We start from the raw sequence: 14,291 nt of genomic DNA, 5'->3' as shown, positions 1-14,291 counted from the left end.
GACCGAAGCCGCCTGCCGCGCCTTCGGCTTCGACCTGTCGCCGCCCCGCCCGCCGCAGACCCTGCATCGCCCCATGCCCGCCCCGCCGCCCGCCGTCCTGACGGTCCAGCCGACCAAGAAGGAAGACAGGCTCGAATACGCCGCGCGCCGTCGCCGCCGCCTCCTCCTCCTCCTCCTCCTCCTCCGGGCGCCATGGTCAATGACGTTACGGTCAGCGGCTCGCGGATCGCGCCGCGCCCGCCCGGCGTCCCCGCACCGCCGTCAGCCGACACAGAACGCTATCCCGACGCCACGCCCAACCCGGTCAAGCGCACGGCGGAGCAGCCCGTCTCGACCTTCTCCATCGATGTGGACACCGTCGCCTACGCCAATGTCCGGCGCTTCATCGACAACGGCGGCGCCCCGCCGCGCGACGCCGTTCGCGTCGAGGAGGTGATCAACTACTTCGATTTCGGCTACGCCCGCCCGACCTCGGCGGCGCGGCCCTTCGCCGTCACCACCGCCGTGGCCGCCTCGCCCTGGGCGCCGGGTCGCCAGATCGTCCATATCGGGCTGCAGGGCTATGAACTGCCCGAGGCCCAGCGTCGTCCGCTGAACCTGACCTTCCTCGTGGATGTCTCCGGTTCGATGAACAGTCCCGACAAGCTGGAGCTGGCCAAGCAGTCGATGAACCTGATCATCGACCGCCTGCGGCCCCAGGACCGCGTCGCCGTGGCCTATTACGCCGAGGGCGCCGGCACGACCCTGGCCCCGACCTCCGGCGATCAGAAGCTGAAGCTGCGCTGCGCCGTGGCTTCCCTGCGCGCATCCGGCGGCACGGCGGGCGCCACCGGCATGACCAACGCCTATGACCAGGCCCAGGCCAGCTTCGGCCGCAACAAGGTCAACCGCATCCTGATGTTCACCGACGGCGACTTCAACGTCGGCGTCACCGACGACAAGCGGCTGGAGGACTACGTCGCAGACAAGCGCAAGACGGGCGTCTACCTGTCCGTCTACGGCTTCGGGCGCGGCAACTACCAGGACGCCCGCATGCAGGCCATCGCCCAGGCCGGCAACGGAACCGCCGCCTATGTCGATGACCTGAACGAAGCCCGCCGACTGTTCGGGCCCCAGTTCGACAAGGGCGCCTTCCCCATCGCCGACGACGTCAAGATCCAGGTCGAGTTCAATCCCGCCCGCGTCGCCGAATGGCGCCTGATCGGCTACGAAACCCGCCTGCTGAACGAGGCCGACTTCAACAACGACGCCATCGACGCTGGCGAGGTCGGCTCGGGCGCCTCCGTCACCGCCCTCTATGAAATCACCCCCGTCGGCGGCCCGACACAGATCCCTGAGCGGCGCTACCCCGACAACCGCGTCACGACCGGCGGCGATCCGAACGGCGAGATCGGCTTCATCCAGGTCCGCTACAAGCAGCCCGGCGCCGCCCGCTCAGACCTGATCCAGCAGGTCCTGGCCAGTCCCGCCGACGGCCGTGTCAGCGCCCAGCCGCCCGAGGCCACGCGCTGGGCCATCGCCGTCGCCGCCTTCGCCCAGAAACTGCGCGGCGATCCGTGGATGAGCGCCGACTACGGCTGGGACGCCATCCTCGACCAAGCCCAAGGCGCGCGCGGCGAAGACCTCTACGGCGACCGCGCCGAGTTCGTGCAACTGGTCCGCGCCGCGCGGACTCTGCCCGAACGAAGCGAGCCCTGACCCGGTCCGGCCGGAACCGGCGCTCCCCGCGCGGGTTCCTGACGTCAAGCCTGACAGTCGGTCGGCAAGGGAGAGACCCATGAAAATCCGCGACGTGATGAGCAAGGACGTGCAGGTGGCCCGTCCCAACGACACCCTTCAGGAAGTCGCCGCCCGCATGGCGGCGGGCGATTTCGGCTTCATCCCCGTGGCCGACGGCGAAAACCTGGTGGGGGCCATCACCGACCGCGACATCACGGTGCGCGCCGTGGCCTCGGGCGCCGCGCCCAATGCGCGCGTGGTCGAGTTCCTCAGCCGCGACGCCCTGGTCGTCCGCGCCGACGACGACCTGAAGGCCGCCCTCGACTTGATGAGTTCCCGTCAGGTCCGCCGCCTGCCGGTGGTGGACAAGGACGGTCGTCTGGTCGGCGTCGTCTCCCTGGGCGACCTGTCGACGCGCGTGAAGGAACGCTACGCCGGCGAGGCGCTGGAGGAGATCTCCCGCCCCTCGTGATCTCGCCCCTTTACCGCCCGCTAACCACGACGCGGAACCGGACGATAACGGCTGATGTCGCATCCTGCCCCTTCACAGGGGGAGAATCCGCATGGCGCGCGCGCAGTTCCAGAAGGGCCAGAAGGTCTGGGTCGAAAGCGTCGGCGCCTGGGCCCAGGTCGAAAAGGTCCTGCCCGTCTGGGCCAAGGGCTTCGACGAACCGGTCCGCATCACCTACGAGGTCGGCCTGGGCCGCGAATTCCAGGCCGCCGAACTGCAGCTTCCCGCCGAGGACGCATCGGCCACTGTCCTGGGCGACTGGCGCGTGCTGCGCGCTCGCAACAAGTGGCAGGAACCGGCCGACTGCGCCCATCACCCCTTCCCCGGCTCCTATCCCGTCGTCGTCACCGACAAGGCCGACTGGGGCGGCTGGCGCGTGCCGGGCGCTGAATACGACCGCGATCCCGAACGCATCGAGTTCCAGTCGCGCCTGATCGCCGCCGCGCCTGACCTCATGGATCTGGCCCGGGAACTGGTCGAAAGCGTCTCCGAAGCCCCCGAAGACGCCCCGCCGGAAAGCCTGCATCTGGCCCGCCGCGCCCGCGACGTCCTGCGTCAGATCACCGACGTCCTGGCTGCGCCCGGCGACCTTCCCCGCGCGGCGACGGCGGATGCGGTCGAGGCCGCCTGAGTCTTTCCTGCATCGGTTCGCCTCTCAGGTGAAACCTTCGCCCTCCCGGACCTCGACAGGAATCCGCGACGCAGCCTAGATTCCCTCGTCTTGACGATGAGGGGCAGGCTTGCAGGGCACGGAACGCCGCAGCTACCAGCCGGGCCGACGGGCCACGGATCAGAAGCCCCAGGGCGCGGCGCCCTGGGTGCGCGTCCTGCTGCTCGCTGTCGCCCTGGTCATCACCGCCTACGCCGTCCTGCTCATCCGCGAAGAAGGCCGCCCGCGCCGTGAGGCCGAGGCCATCAAGGTCGAGGCCCTGACCCTGGAGGCGCGCCTCTCCGCAGAGGCGGTTTCCGCCCGCCTGGCCCTGACCGACGCCGCCCTGGCCCTGGCCGCACGCGACCTGGCCGCGCGACCTCAACAAGCCGTCGAGGCTCTGGATCGGGCGCGCGCCGTCGCGCCGGACGCGGGTTTCGCCGTCCTCGGCGATCAGGGTCGCATCCTGGCCGCTGCCGGAAGCAAGACCGACATCGCCCTGCCGGTCGACGCCGCCTACGTCCTGCGCAACGACGCCGTGCTGCACCGCCGCGCTCTGGCGGACGGGCGCGCCATCATCGGCCGAACGCCCCTGCCGTCGCTCAAGGCCGGCCTGGCGGAGGCGCGACTGGACATTCGACCCGCCGCTCAGGCGCCGGTGCAAGGCGCCCGTCCCGTCAAGGACGCGGACGGACGCCTCCGGCTGTCAGCCTCTGCGCCCATAGGCGACACCGGCCTGGCCGTCATGGCCACCCTGCCTGCGACGGGCGGCCTGGCCGCCTGGCTGGATGACGCCTGGATGCTGGCCGTCCCCCTGCTGCTGGTTCTGCTGATGCTGGCCGTCCTCGCGGTGCAGAACTGGCGCCAGACCCGTGCCGGCCGCCATTGGGCCGACACCGAGCGCCGCTTCCGCGTCGCGGTCGAAGCCGCGCGCTGCGGTGTCTGGGAATGGGATCTGGCGCACGGCGAGGTGGTCCTGTCAGACTATATGGCGGCCCTGCTGGAGGTCGAGCCCGGCCTCGTTCTGACCACACGGGCCCTGATCGACCGCGTCCATCCCCGCTATCGTGAAGTCGTCATCGGCGCGCTCGACCAGGCGGCGGCCAACGGCGTTTTCGACGTCACCTTCCCCGTCCCGCTGAAGTCCGGCGGGGTGCGCTGGATCGACGCGCGCGGCCAGTCACGCCAGCCGCGTCGCGACGCCGGCTTCACCAGCCTGCTGGGCGTGGCTCTGGACATCACCGAGGCCCGCCGCTCCAAGGCTCAGGCCCAGGCCGCCGAAAACCGCCTGCGCGACGGCATCGAAAGCGTGTCCGACGCCTTTGTCCTGTTCGATCGTCAGGGCCGTCTGATCCTGTGGAACCAGGCCTTCCAGGACGCCTTCGCCTTCCCCGCAGGCGTGGTCCGCAAGGGGGCTCAGAAAGACGCGCTGAACCAGATCGCCGCCGAAGCCATCAAGGCCGAACACCCCTCGGCCGGCGGTCGCGCGGGCGTGCGCGAGGTCGAGTTGAAGGACGGCCGCTGGTTGCAGATGGCCGAACGCTTCACCGGCGACGGCGGCACCGTGGTCATCTGCGCCGACATTACGGTCATCCGCCGCCAGGAGGCCGAGCGCCGCCGCGCCGCCGACGAACTGCGCGCCATGGTCGTCGAACTCGAGGATCGCGAGGCCAAACTGTCCCTTCTGGCGCGCAAGTACGAGGTCGCCATGACCCGGGCCGAGGCCGCCAACCAGGCCAAGTCCGAGTTCCTGGCCAATATGAGCCACGAGTTGCGCACCCCGCTGAACGCCATCAACGGCTTCTCGGAAATCATGGCCGGCGAGATGTTCGGCGCCCTGGGCGACAAACGCTACAAGGGCTACGCCGCCGACATCCACACCTCGGGTCAGCACCTGCTCAGCCTCATCAACGACATCCTCGACATGGCCAAGATCGAGGCCGGCAAGCTGACCCTGCATTACGAGGCCGTCTCGCTGAACGCCCTGTGCAACGACGCCATCCGCCTGATGCGCGGCAAGGCGATGGAGGCCGGCCTGACCCTCGGTCTGGTCGCCCCCGAAGCCCTGCAGGTCGAGGCCGACCATCGCGGCCTGAAGCAGGTGATGCTGAACCTGATCTCCAACGCGGTGAAGTTCACGCCCGAGGGCGGCGCCGTCACCGTCGCCGTCGCGGCCCACGACGCCGACCACGTGCGAATTTCAGTCACCGACACCGGCATCGGCATCGCCGCCGCCGATCTGGAGCGCCTGGCCCAGCCCTTCGAACAGGTCGAGGGCCAGCATTCCAAGACCACGCAAGGCACCGGCCTCGGCCTGGCCCTGACCAAGTCGCTGATCGAACTGCATCACGGCCAGATGACTATCGAGAGCCAACCCGGCCACGGCACCACCGTCTGGTTCGACCTCCCCCTGCGCGCCCCCGTTCAGCGCGTTCAGCCGCAGGCGGCCTGAGCATCACCCCTGCCCGTGCTGAGCGTCCGCCTTGCACCTTGAGCCCAAGGTCGCAAATCGACCCACAGCGGACATTCACGGTCGTTATCGCGCCGGTTCGACAGGCTGGCTCGCCTCTTCCACGCCTTCGTCCACACCGCTGCTTCGATGGGATGCGGTGAATGTCCATTCGTCATGAGCACTTCAGGGCTGGTGCTTTCCTCGGACGCCCATATATGTAGGCACCTACATAAATGACAGGGCGGTTTCAGTGAGCATTCGGATGACACGGCGGGGGATGATGGGCGCAACGGCGGGGCTGGGCGTCTTGAGCTGGGGCGGCCCTGGTCGAGCCGAGGACGACGGAGGCTCAATCGCCGCCCGTATGGACGCCGCCGTGGAACAGGCGATCATAGATGCAGATTTCTCTGGCGCCTTGATGCTGAAGCGCGGCGACCAGGTCGTCTATCAGCGCGTGGTGGGCCAGGCCGAACGGGTCTTCGGCGCCGCCAACCGCATCGACACCCGGTTCAACGTCGCCTCGATCGGCAAGATGTTCACCGCCACAGCGGTCCTGCGTCTGGCGGAACAAGGGCGCGTCGACCTGGACGCCCCGGTCCTCCGCTATCTGCCCGACTATCCGGCCCCGGCCATCGCCGGGCGGATCACGGCCCGCCAGATGCTGTCGCACAGCTCCGGCGTCGGCAACTACTGGGAGGCGATCGCCCAGAAACCGTCTCAAGCCTTCGTCGAGACCCGCGACTTCCTGCCTTTGATCGCTGACCAGCCGCTGGAGTTCCCGCCCGGCGCGCGGCTCGGCTACTCCAACGGCGGCTATGTGATCCTGGGCCTGATCGTCGAGGCCTTGACCGGCGAGGCCTACGCCGACCACATCAGGCGCACGATCTTCGAGCCCCTGGGCATGAGCGGCAGCGGCGACTGGCCGCTCGATCTCGTCGTGCCGAACCGGGCCGACGGCTACACTCGCGACAACGCTGTTCCCGGCGCCTGGCGCAACAACCTCTTCGTCAACCAGTTCCGGGGCGGTCCGGCGGGCGGCGGCTATTCGACCATCGAGGACCTGACGACCTTCGTCACTGCCCTGGGCGACGGCCGGCTCCTCTCGCCGCAGATGTACGCCACGGCGACCACCGGCCTGTTCGATCTGGGCCGCGCGCGTTACGGCCTGGGTTTCATGGAGGAGACCATCAACGGTCATCGCATGGTGGGGAACACCGGCGGCCATTTCGGTATCGCCGGCGAGGTCTGGCGCTATGAGGATCTGGGCTACACCTTCGCCATGCTGACCAACGGCGAGGTCGACGGGTACTGGAGCATGAACATCGCGGTGAAGGATATTCTGTGCGGACCGAGCCCGGCCTCTGACGCCTGGCGCCTGGGCATGGCGATGACGGCGACGGCCCGCGATGACAGCGTCGCCGCCGCCCGCGCTCTGTTTGACGCGCGGCCCGAGGGCATCCAGCCCCGCTCAGTTTTCGAGGTCGAGGCAGCCAAGGCCCGGCACCGCGGCAACCCCGAGGGCGCTGAGCGGATCATGCAGATCGCCGCCATCGTCGAGCCCCCGGCATGACCGATCTGAAGGGCGGTCACGGCGCGACCATAGGCGCCCAGTTGCGCCGCTTGTCGGAGCGGATCGACCGCGACGTGGGTCGCGTCTATGCGCACCTGGGCATCACCTTCGAGCAGCGATGGTTCGGGGTCCTGAACCAGATCGTCCAGAACGGACCGATGACAGTTGGCGACCTTGCCGCCGCGCTGAGGATAACCCACGTCTCGGTCAGCCAGTCGCTGCGCTCGCTGGAAGCGGCCGGCTATGTGCAGGCGTTGCCCGACCCCCGTGATGCACGTCGCCGCAGACAATCCCTGACCGACGAAGGCGAAGCGCTGGTCGCGCGTCTGACCCTTCTGTGGCTCGCCATGAACCGCGAAGCCGAGGCCCTCAACCGCGAGGCGGACGACGTCGTCGCCCGGCTGGACCGGCTGGATCAGGCCCTGGACCGCATATCCCTCTTCGACCGGCTGATCGCCGGGGGCGAGGTCATGGACAAACCTCAAGCGTAGCTGAATCTGACTGAGATCCGTTCGGATTTCACCGCGTTCACGGGCGCTTCGCGGCGCAACCAGCTCTTCCGCATCAGGACCTTGCCGGCGTGCCTACCCAATAGACGAACGGCTGTTCCGCATTAGCGCGTCGGCATGTCCGCTTCCCGCCCGTTGCGGACGTTCATCAAGTCAGCTTTCAGCGTCCGGTTCAGGTGGTCAGCCCCACGGCCGGCGCCTGGGTCCCGGATCGGCCTGAGCCGTGCGGGATGACAGACAAGCCTACGAGCGAGTCGGCGCCGCGGCTGGCGCGGGGGCTGCCGGCGCGACCGGCTTTGCGGCCTTCTCGGGCTTGCGAGCGTCACGACGCGCCTTGTGACGCGACAGGATGGGGGCCAGGGCCTTGCGGTCGGTCGGGCTCAACTGACTCAACACCTCGACCGCCCCCGCTTCCAGCCGCGACCGGCCGCGCGCCTCGGACGCCCGCGAGCGTTCCAGCAGGGCCGCCACCGCCACCGGATCAAAGGTTTCGGCCCCGGTCAGGGCGATGGCCTCGCGCCGCGCCGCCCGCGCTTCTTCAAAGTCAGGCCGCGCCTGCATGGCGGCGGCGCGCAGCTGCGCCTTGACCTGATCGCGCACCGTCGGGTCCATCCGCTCGATGACATCCCAGACCGGCTCGCTGCGTCCCGACTTGTGAGACTCGGCGATCCGGTGCTCGATCTTGTCGCGCGCCACCCAGACGGCGCCGACAGCGGTCGCGGCAAAGACGTTGAGGGCGACCGAGACGGCCAGGGCGATCTTCAAGCTGCGCGACGTCATCCGCCCAGAACCTCCGTGTCGTCCGCGCTGGTCAGACTGGCCTGATAGAGCACCGCGTCCGCCTGAACGTCGGCGGTCAGGTGGCTGGTCAGGTTGATCCCGAACACCACCCCGGCGCAGGCCGCCGCCGCCCACCCCGCGCCCGACAGCCAGGCCAGAGGCCCAGGACCGCGCCGACGCGCCTTCAGGCCCGCTCCCGCCGCGCTGGCGATGACCGCCTCGCGCAGGGCGTGCGACGCAACCGGACGCGGCGCGGCGTCCAGCAGAGCGTCCAACCCGTCCGCTTCACGCAGCAGAACCGCCGCGCGCGGGTCCGCATCCCTCAGGGCGCGCGCCGCCTCGCGCTCGGCCTCGGGCCAGCGCCGCAGGTCGCCGCCATAGGCGTCGGCCAGGTGTTCAAAACGCTCGTATGTCATCGTCATGGTTCCAGCCCCCGCCCTACCCATTCGCCGCTCTTGCCGCATTCGGCGCCATATCGGCCAGCGCCGTCCGCAACGCCCGCCGTCCGCGCGACAGCAGGCTCTCCAGGGCCTCGACGCTGACGTTCATCAGCCCCGCGGCCTCGATATTTCCCAGTTCCTGATAGTGACACAGGACGATGGCCTCGCGCTGCCGCTCGGGCAGCTTCGCCAGGGCCGCCTCGACCCGCGCCCCCGTCTCCATGGCCAGCAAACCCCGGTCCGGCGCCGGCCCGTCGTCGGGCCGTTCGGGCGGCGTATCCGTCGCGATCTCGCGCCGGCGCCGCAGCCGGTCGTAGCAGAGATTCAGCCCAACCCGGTGCAGCCAGGTGTCGAACCTGGCCTGGCCCGGCGTCCAGCGCGGCGCCTGACGCCAGGCTCTCAGCATCGCCTCCTGGGCCACGTCCTCAGCCTCCGTCGCGTCGCCCAGCATCCGCTGCGCCAGCATCAGCATGCGCGGCAGCTTGCGAGCGACCATGGCCTGGATCGCCGCGGGGTCGCCCTGACCCACGCGCCGCACCAGTTCCTCGTCGGGGTCGGCGGTCTTCGCCAATCCAGCCTCTTTCGCCGTTCACGAAACGGGCCGACGGTCTGACCGCCTTCCCCGACACCACCCTACTCCGAAGCGGGCGTCGAAGGCGACGCCGCCGGGGCCCGACGCTCGATACGCTTCTGGCGCATCTCGGCGCGACGCGCCTGCATGCCCGCGCGGCGCTCCTCGAGCGTCAGCGTCCCGTCGCGATTGGCGTCCAGACGCGTGAAGTTCTCCGTCGCCCTGCGCTCGGCCTCGGCGATCACGATCGGGAAGCGAGCTTCGCCGCCCCGCCCCATGCGCTCGGCCCCGCGATGCATGCCGCCGCGATGGCCGCGACCGGCGTGTTCAGCGCGCGGCCCGCGTTGACCGCGCTCGGCCCTTTGGCCGCCCGCGCGCGGCGCGTCAAACTCGGCGCGGCTGATCGAACCGTTCTTGTCAGCGTCCAGACGATCGAACATGGCGTTTCGACGCTCGACGCGACCGGCCTGTCCGGCGGCGCGCATCTCCTCGGCCGTGACCGTGCCGTCATGGTTCGCGTCCGCCGCGCGCAGGCATTCCACCCGACGCTGGACGAAGTCGGCCTGTGTCACCGGCTGGGCCATGGCGGCGCGCGCCGGTCGCTGCGGGGCGGTGGTCTGAGCGACAGCCACGCCGCCAAAAGCCGTCAGAAAGGCGATGGCGGCCACGCCGCCAAGGGTCTTGTTCATCATCGATGGTCTCCACGGGCCAAGGCCCGAAAACATCCCTGTCGAGAAATAGAACGCCGCCCGGATCAGTTTCCGTCGCGACCGCCATCCAGCCCCTGCGGCAACGCCCCTTCAAACGCCCGACGCGCCCGCAAACGCAAGTCGATCAGCCGCGCCTTCAGCGTCTCGAAGTCCGGCGCGCCCACCGTCGCCGCCAGCCGCGTCTGGAAGCCCGACGGCTCCGCATCAGGATCGCCTCGCCCGTCGAAGGCGCAGGCCATCAGTTGCCCCAGTTGCTGATGCGTTCGCCAGGTCTCGGCCAGGACGGGATCATACCTCAACGCTTCCAGCGTAGAGACGGTCAGCGGCTCGCCCGCCGCCGCCGCGCACAGCTGGCGGTACTGGGCCACGAACTCGGCGTCGACCTGCGCCCCCGCCGACAGCTTCAGGTCCCAGAAGCCCTTGGGCCGCCGCTCGCGGTCCATCAGGTCGCGCATCGCCCGAACGTCGCGGGCCACGTCCACGCCCGGCCGCGGCCGCCGCAGCGCCGCCTCCAGCGTCGCCTCGACCCGTGCGCCGAACGCCGCGTCGCTGGCCCAGACCAGCCGCGCGCGCGTCAGGGCCATGAACTCCCAGGTCTCGGCCTCGGTGGCGTAGTAGTCCTCCAGCGCCTCCAGCCGCACCGACACCGGCCCCTTGGACCCGGTCGGCCGCAGCCGCATGTCCACCTCGTACAGCCCGCCCTCGGCGGTATGGGCCGACAGGGCGGCGATGAATCTCTGGGTGAAGCGACCATAGAACAGGTCCGCGCTCCACCCCTTGCCCGCCGAGGTCGCCTCGGGCGGCGCCGCATAGACCGTCATCAGGTCGAGGTCCGACCCCGCCGTCATCTCGCGCGACCCGGCCTTGCCCAGGGCCACCACGGCCACCGCGCCCTCGAACGCCCCGCCCATCCGCTCGGCCTCGGCCAAGGCCGCCGGCGCCAGGCCCCGCATGCAGGCGTCGGCCAGGGAGGTGTTGGTCAGGCCCGCCTGCTCGGCCGTGGTCCGGCCGGTGATGACATGCATGCCGATGCGGAAGGTCTGCTCGCGGTGCAGGCGGCGCACGGCGTTCATGGCCCCCTCGAAATCACCGGCCTCATGCGCCTCGCGCACCACCTGATCAGCCAGGCCGGTGTCGGTGCCCAGCGCCGTCATGAAGCGCGCGTCCAGCACCCCGTCCAGCGCCTGCGGCTGACGCCCCAGCGCCCGCGCCAGACGCGGTGCAAAGGCCATGACCCCGACCACCAGATCGAACAACTTCGGCTGGTTCAGGAACAGGGCCTGCACCTGCACCCCGGCGCTCAAGCCCGAAAAGAAGACCGCAAACCGGCGAAAGGCCGCATCCGGCGCCCCCGTCTTCGCCACCGCCGTCAACAGTTGCGGGGCCAGCCGGGTGAACAGCTCGCGCCCCCGCGCCGTCCGCGTCGCCGGGATGCGGCCGTGGTGCCAGCTGCGGATGGTGTCAGACACAGTGGCGGGCTCAGAAAAGCCCATCCGCTTCAGCGTCTCCAACGTGCCGGGATCATTCTCGACCCCGGTGAAGACCAGACTGCCATAGGGCGACGACAGCTCCTCGCCGCCCTCGAACAGCTCGCCGTAGCGCCGGTTGACCCCGACCAGCACGGCCTCGACCCCGGCGTCGAAGGCCGCCAGATCGCCCTGCCCCGCCAACGCCGCCACATCGGCCCGCCGCTCGGGATCGACCGGCAGGACGTGGCTCTGCTCGTCGGCCAGCATCTGAACCCGGTGTTCCAGCGCCCGCAGCTCGTCATAGGCCGCCGCCAGCTCGTCGCGCGCCTCGAGCGTCACATGCCCGCGCTCGGTCAGGGCGTTCAGCGCCTCCAGGGTGCGCGACGACCGCAGGCCCTTGTCGCGTCCGCCCAGGATCAACTGCTGGGTCTGGACGTAGAATTCGATCTCGCGGATGCCGCCGCGCCCCAGCTTCAGATTGGCGCCCGCAGCCTCCAGCCCCTCGCCGGTCTTGTGGACGTGGATCTGTTTCTTGATCGACTGGATGTCCAGCACGGCCTGATAGTCCAGGCTGCGGCGCCAGATGTAAGGAACCAGGGCCTGCAGGAAGTCCGCCCCCTCGGCGGCGTCCCCGGCGCAAACCCGCGCCTTGATGAAGGCCGCCCGTTCCCAGTTCTGCCCCACGGATTCATAGTAGGCCAGCGCCATGGGCGCCGCGACCACCGGCGGGGTCGAGGACGGATCAGGCCGCAGCCTCAGGTCCACCCGGAAGACATAGCCGTCCGCCGTCCGCTCGCTCAGCAGGCTGGCCAGACCCTGGGCCAACCGGTTGACGAAGCCCTGCGCCTCGACGCCCTCGCCCAGCGCGCTCTCCAGAACCTCCGGCTCGAAGAAGAGCGACAGGTCGATGTCCGAGGAATAGTTGAGCTCGAACGCCCCGCCCTTGCCCATGGCCAGGATGAACAGGCCGGGCACGGGCCCGCGCGGATCATCCGCCGCCGAGATCAGCTTGCCGCGTCGGCGCTGATCATGGGCCAGACATCGCAGCGCCGCCTGCGCCGACGCATCGGCGAACCGCGACAAGGCGCCCGTCACCGCGTCCAGATCCCACACCCCGCCGAGGTCCGACAGGGCCGTCAGCAGATGCAGTTCGGCCTTCAGCCAGCGCAGCGGCGCCTTGGCCTCATCCGCCGGGCCTTCAATCGCATCGGTCGCGGCCAAAATTTCGGCCAGCCGCGTCTCGGGCGCCGTCTCCAGAATCCGCCGCAGCCGCTCGGGCCAGCGCCGCGCCAGGCCGGCCAGATAGGGCGAGGCTGCAAGCACCGGCTCCAGCGCGCCCCAGGCCCCGTCCAGCGCCGCGCGCCAGCCGTGCTCATCCGCCGCCTCGACCAGCCGCTCATGGATGCGCCCCGCCGCCTCCGCGTCGCGCACCGGTCCGCACGGCTTCAGCAAAGCCCCCAGCACTGCGCTCATCAGGCCGCCGTCCCGCTCGCCGGCGGCAGGACCAGGGCCACCCGCAGACCGGGCCCCTGCCCGCCATAGGCGCCGGGCCCCTCGTCCAGCTGCACCCGCCCGCCATGGGCCTCGGCCACCGCCGTCACCAGCGACAGACCCAGTCCGGAACCGGGCTCGGTCCGACTGTTGTCCAGTCGGACAAAGCGTTGCAGCACCCGCTCGCGATCCTCGTCCGGCACGCCCGGCCCGGTGTCGGTGACGGAAAACTCGATCTCGCCGGACGAGCGGCGCCGGGCGCGGAACTTCACCGCCCCGCCCGACGGCGTGTACTTGATGGCGTTGTCGATGATATTGGCCAGGGCCTGGGCCAGGAAGGGCTGGTTGCCCTCGATCATCAGCCCCTTCTCGATCTCGGCCGAGAACTCCAGCCCCTTGTCCTCGCCCGACGGCTCATAGAGTTCGGCCATGTCGGTCGCCAGTTCGGCGGCGTCGAACACCTTGGGATCAGGCGCCCCGCCCGCCTGCAGCCGAGCGATGGCCAGCACCGTGTTGAAGGTCTTCAGCAGCAGGTCCGCCTCGTCCAGCGCAATGCCCAGGGCGTCCACGCCCGACACCTTGCCGGCGTCGGCGTCGATCAGGGCCACCTCCAGCTTGGCCCGCATCCGCGTCAGCGGCGAGCGCAGGTCGTGAGCGATGGCGTCCCCGGCGTGGCGGATCGAGGCCATCGAGGCCTCCAACCGGTCCAGCATGGTGTTCAGCCCCTGGCCCAGTTCATCCAGTTCGTCGCCGGAATGGGTGACGGGGGCGCGCACCTTCAGGTCACCCTCCTGCACCGCCATGACCACGCGGTTCAGTCCGCCCATCGACTTCTCGACCCGGCGGCTGATGACCAGACCGCCGCCGACGCCCAGCACCAGAACCATGATCATGGCCCCCCACAGGGCCTGGGTCAGCCGCGACAGATAGGCCTCGATATCACCGATGTCCTCACCGACGAACAACTGCTCGCCCCCCGACAGGGGCATCTCGACGCCGATGGCCTGACGCTTGCGGACCCGCCCCTCCTCGTCGGTGTCGGTCAGGCGGAAATCGTCCCAGCGACCGCCCTGCACCGCCGCCCCCGGTTCCAGCGGCGAGGTCGAGATGTTGCCGGTGATCGTCTTCCGGTCCTTGTCCATCAGCAGATAGAGATAGGAGCCGCCCCGCAGCGTCCGGTCCACCAGGGCCTGGTTCAAAGCGTTTACGCCGCGCGTCCGATAGACCGCCGTCAGGGCCTCGACCTCGCTGCGCACCCCCGCCTCGGCCCGCGCCCGCGCCTCCGACGCCGAGGCGACATAGACATAGGCCAGCACCGCGCTGGCCGTGGCCACGAACAGCGCCAGAAACAGCAGCGTCAGCCGAAACGGCGTCCGCCTGAAGAGGGAGGGCAGTTTCACGTCAGGCGGGCGGCGGGAGG

The 14,291-nt window shown here is 69.9% G+C and carries 12 protein-coding genes; 6 read left to right on the top strand and 6 right to left on the bottom strand.

Annotation, left to right across the window (positions count from 1 at the left end; translation table 11 throughout):
* Positions 1–192: 192 nt before the first annotated feature.
* The 6 genes from IFE19_RS02765 to IFE19_RS02740 all read left to right on the top strand — a co-directional run bounded on the left by IFE19_RS02765 (position 193) and on the right by IFE19_RS02740 (position 7,392).
* Positions 193–1,698, top strand: a complete 1,506-nt coding sequence (locus IFE19_RS02765; RefSeq protein WP_207825462.1) for a vWA domain-containing protein — start codon at positions 193–195, stop codon at positions 1,696–1,698.
* Positions 1,699–1,777: 79 nt separating this feature from the next.
* The gene (locus IFE19_RS02760) at positions 1,778–2,191 is read left to right on the top strand and encodes a CBS domain-containing protein (RefSeq protein WP_207825460.1); all 414 of its coding nucleotides are present in this window, start codon (positions 1,778–1,780) and stop codon (positions 2,189–2,191) included.
* Between the two features lie 91 nt (positions 2,192–2,282).
* Positions 2,283–2,861, top strand: coding sequence for a hypothetical protein (locus IFE19_RS02755; RefSeq protein WP_207825458.1), 579 nt, complete (start codon positions 2,283–2,285; stop codon positions 2,859–2,861).
* A gap of 109 nt (positions 2,862–2,970) precedes the next feature.
* The gene (locus IFE19_RS02750) at positions 2,971–5,331 is read left to right on the top strand and encodes a PAS domain-containing sensor histidine kinase (protein ID WP_207825456.1); all 2,361 of its coding nucleotides are present in this window, start codon (positions 2,971–2,973) and stop codon (positions 5,329–5,331) included.
* Between the two features lie 262 nt (positions 5,332–5,593).
* Positions 5,594–6,901: a serine hydrolase domain-containing protein gene (locus IFE19_RS02745; protein WP_207825454.1), complete on the top strand. Its 1,308-nt coding sequence runs from the start codon at positions 5,594–5,596 to the stop codon at positions 6,899–6,901.
* Entirely contained in the window at positions 6,898–7,392 is a 495-nt protein-coding gene (locus tag IFE19_RS02740; RefSeq protein ID WP_207825451.1) for a MarR family winged helix-turn-helix transcriptional regulator, read from the top strand. The genes IFE19_RS02745 and IFE19_RS02740 overlap by 4 nt, the downstream gene beginning before the upstream one ends.
* Positions 7,393–7,653: 261 nt before the next feature.
* Here IFE19_RS02740 and IFE19_RS02735 read toward each other — a convergent pair whose 3' ends face one another.
* The 6 genes from IFE19_RS02735 to IFE19_RS02710 form a co-directional block, all read right to left on the bottom strand.
* On the bottom strand, positions 7,654–8,190 hold the full coding sequence (locus tag IFE19_RS02735) for a periplasmic heavy metal sensor (RefSeq protein ID WP_207825449.1): 537 nt from the start codon (positions 8,188–8,190) through the stop codon (positions 7,654–7,656).
* Positions 8,187–8,612, bottom strand: coding sequence for a hypothetical protein (locus IFE19_RS02730; RefSeq protein WP_225910366.1), 426 nt, complete (start codon positions 8,610–8,612; stop codon positions 8,187–8,189). The genes IFE19_RS02735 and IFE19_RS02730 overlap by 4 nt, the downstream gene beginning before the upstream one ends.
* 16 nt (positions 8,613–8,628) lie before the next feature.
* A complete protein-coding gene (locus IFE19_RS02725) occupies positions 8,629–9,201 on the bottom strand; it encodes an RNA polymerase sigma factor (RefSeq protein ID WP_207825447.1) in 573 nt (190 codons plus the stop codon).
* A gap of 62 nt (positions 9,202–9,263) precedes the next feature.
* Complete coding sequence (locus IFE19_RS02720) at positions 9,264–9,893, bottom strand: EF-hand domain-containing protein (RefSeq protein WP_207825445.1); 630 nt, start codon at positions 9,891–9,893, stop codon at positions 9,264–9,266.
* A gap of 62 nt (positions 9,894–9,955) precedes the next feature.
* On the bottom strand, positions 9,956–12,853 hold the full coding sequence (locus tag IFE19_RS02715; protein WP_207825443.1) for a bifunctional [glutamine synthetase] adenylyltransferase/[glutamine synthetase]-adenylyl-L-tyrosine phosphorylase: 2,898 nt from the start codon (positions 12,851–12,853) through the stop codon (positions 9,956–9,958).
* A complete protein-coding gene (locus tag IFE19_RS02710; RefSeq protein WP_207825441.1) occupies positions 12,853–14,271 on the bottom strand; it encodes a sensor histidine kinase in 1,419 nt (472 codons plus the stop codon). Before IFE19_RS02710 ends, IFE19_RS02715 begins: the two co-directional genes overlap by 1 nt.
* Positions 14,272–14,291: the final 20 nt, after the last annotated feature.

Source organism: Brevundimonas pondensis (genome assembly GCF_017487345.1).
In the GTDB taxonomy this organism is placed as follows: Bacteria; Pseudomonadota; Alphaproteobacteria; order Caulobacterales; family Caulobacteraceae; genus Brevundimonas; species Brevundimonas pondensis.
Note: the sequence above shows the minus strand (reverse complement) of the source record. Positions and strands in the feature narration are given on the sequence as shown.

What these genes read in the sequence shown, in the direction of transcription:
- IFE19_RS02765 (WP_207825462.1), top strand. Translation starts at nt 193, where the DNA reads ATGGTCAATGACGTTACGGTCAGCGGCTCGCGGATCGCGCCGCGCCCG.
- IFE19_RS02760 (WP_207825460.1), top strand. Translation starts at nt 1,778, where the DNA reads ATGAAAATCCGCGACGTGATGAGCAAGGACGTGCAGGTGGCCCGTCCC.
- IFE19_RS02755 (WP_207825458.1), top strand. Translation starts at nt 2,283, where the DNA reads ATGGCGCGCGCGCAGTTCCAGAAGGGCCAGAAGGTCTGGGTCGAAAGC.
- IFE19_RS02745 (WP_207825454.1), top strand. Translation starts at nt 5,594, where the DNA reads ATGACACGGCGGGGGATGATGGGCGCAACGGCGGGGCTGGGCGTCTTG.
- IFE19_RS02740 (WP_207825451.1), top strand. Translation starts at nt 6,898, where the DNA reads ATGACCGATCTGAAGGGCGGTCACGGCGCGACCATAGGCGCCCAGTTG.
- IFE19_RS02735 (WP_207825449.1), bottom strand. Translation starts at nt 8,190, where the DNA reads ATGACGTCGCGCAGCTTGAAGATCGCCCTGGCCGTCTCGGTCGCCCTC.
- IFE19_RS02730 (WP_225910366.1), bottom strand. Translation starts at nt 8,612, where the DNA reads ATGACGATGACATACGAGCGTTTTGAACACCTGGCCGACGCCTATGGC.
- IFE19_RS02720 (WP_207825445.1), bottom strand. Translation starts at nt 9,893, where the DNA reads ATGATGAACAAGACCCTTGGCGGCGTGGCCGCCATCGCCTTTCTGACG.
- IFE19_RS02715 (WP_207825443.1), bottom strand. Translation starts at nt 12,853, where the DNA reads ATGAGCGCAGTGCTGGGGGCTTTGCTGAAGCCGTGCGGACCGGTGCGC.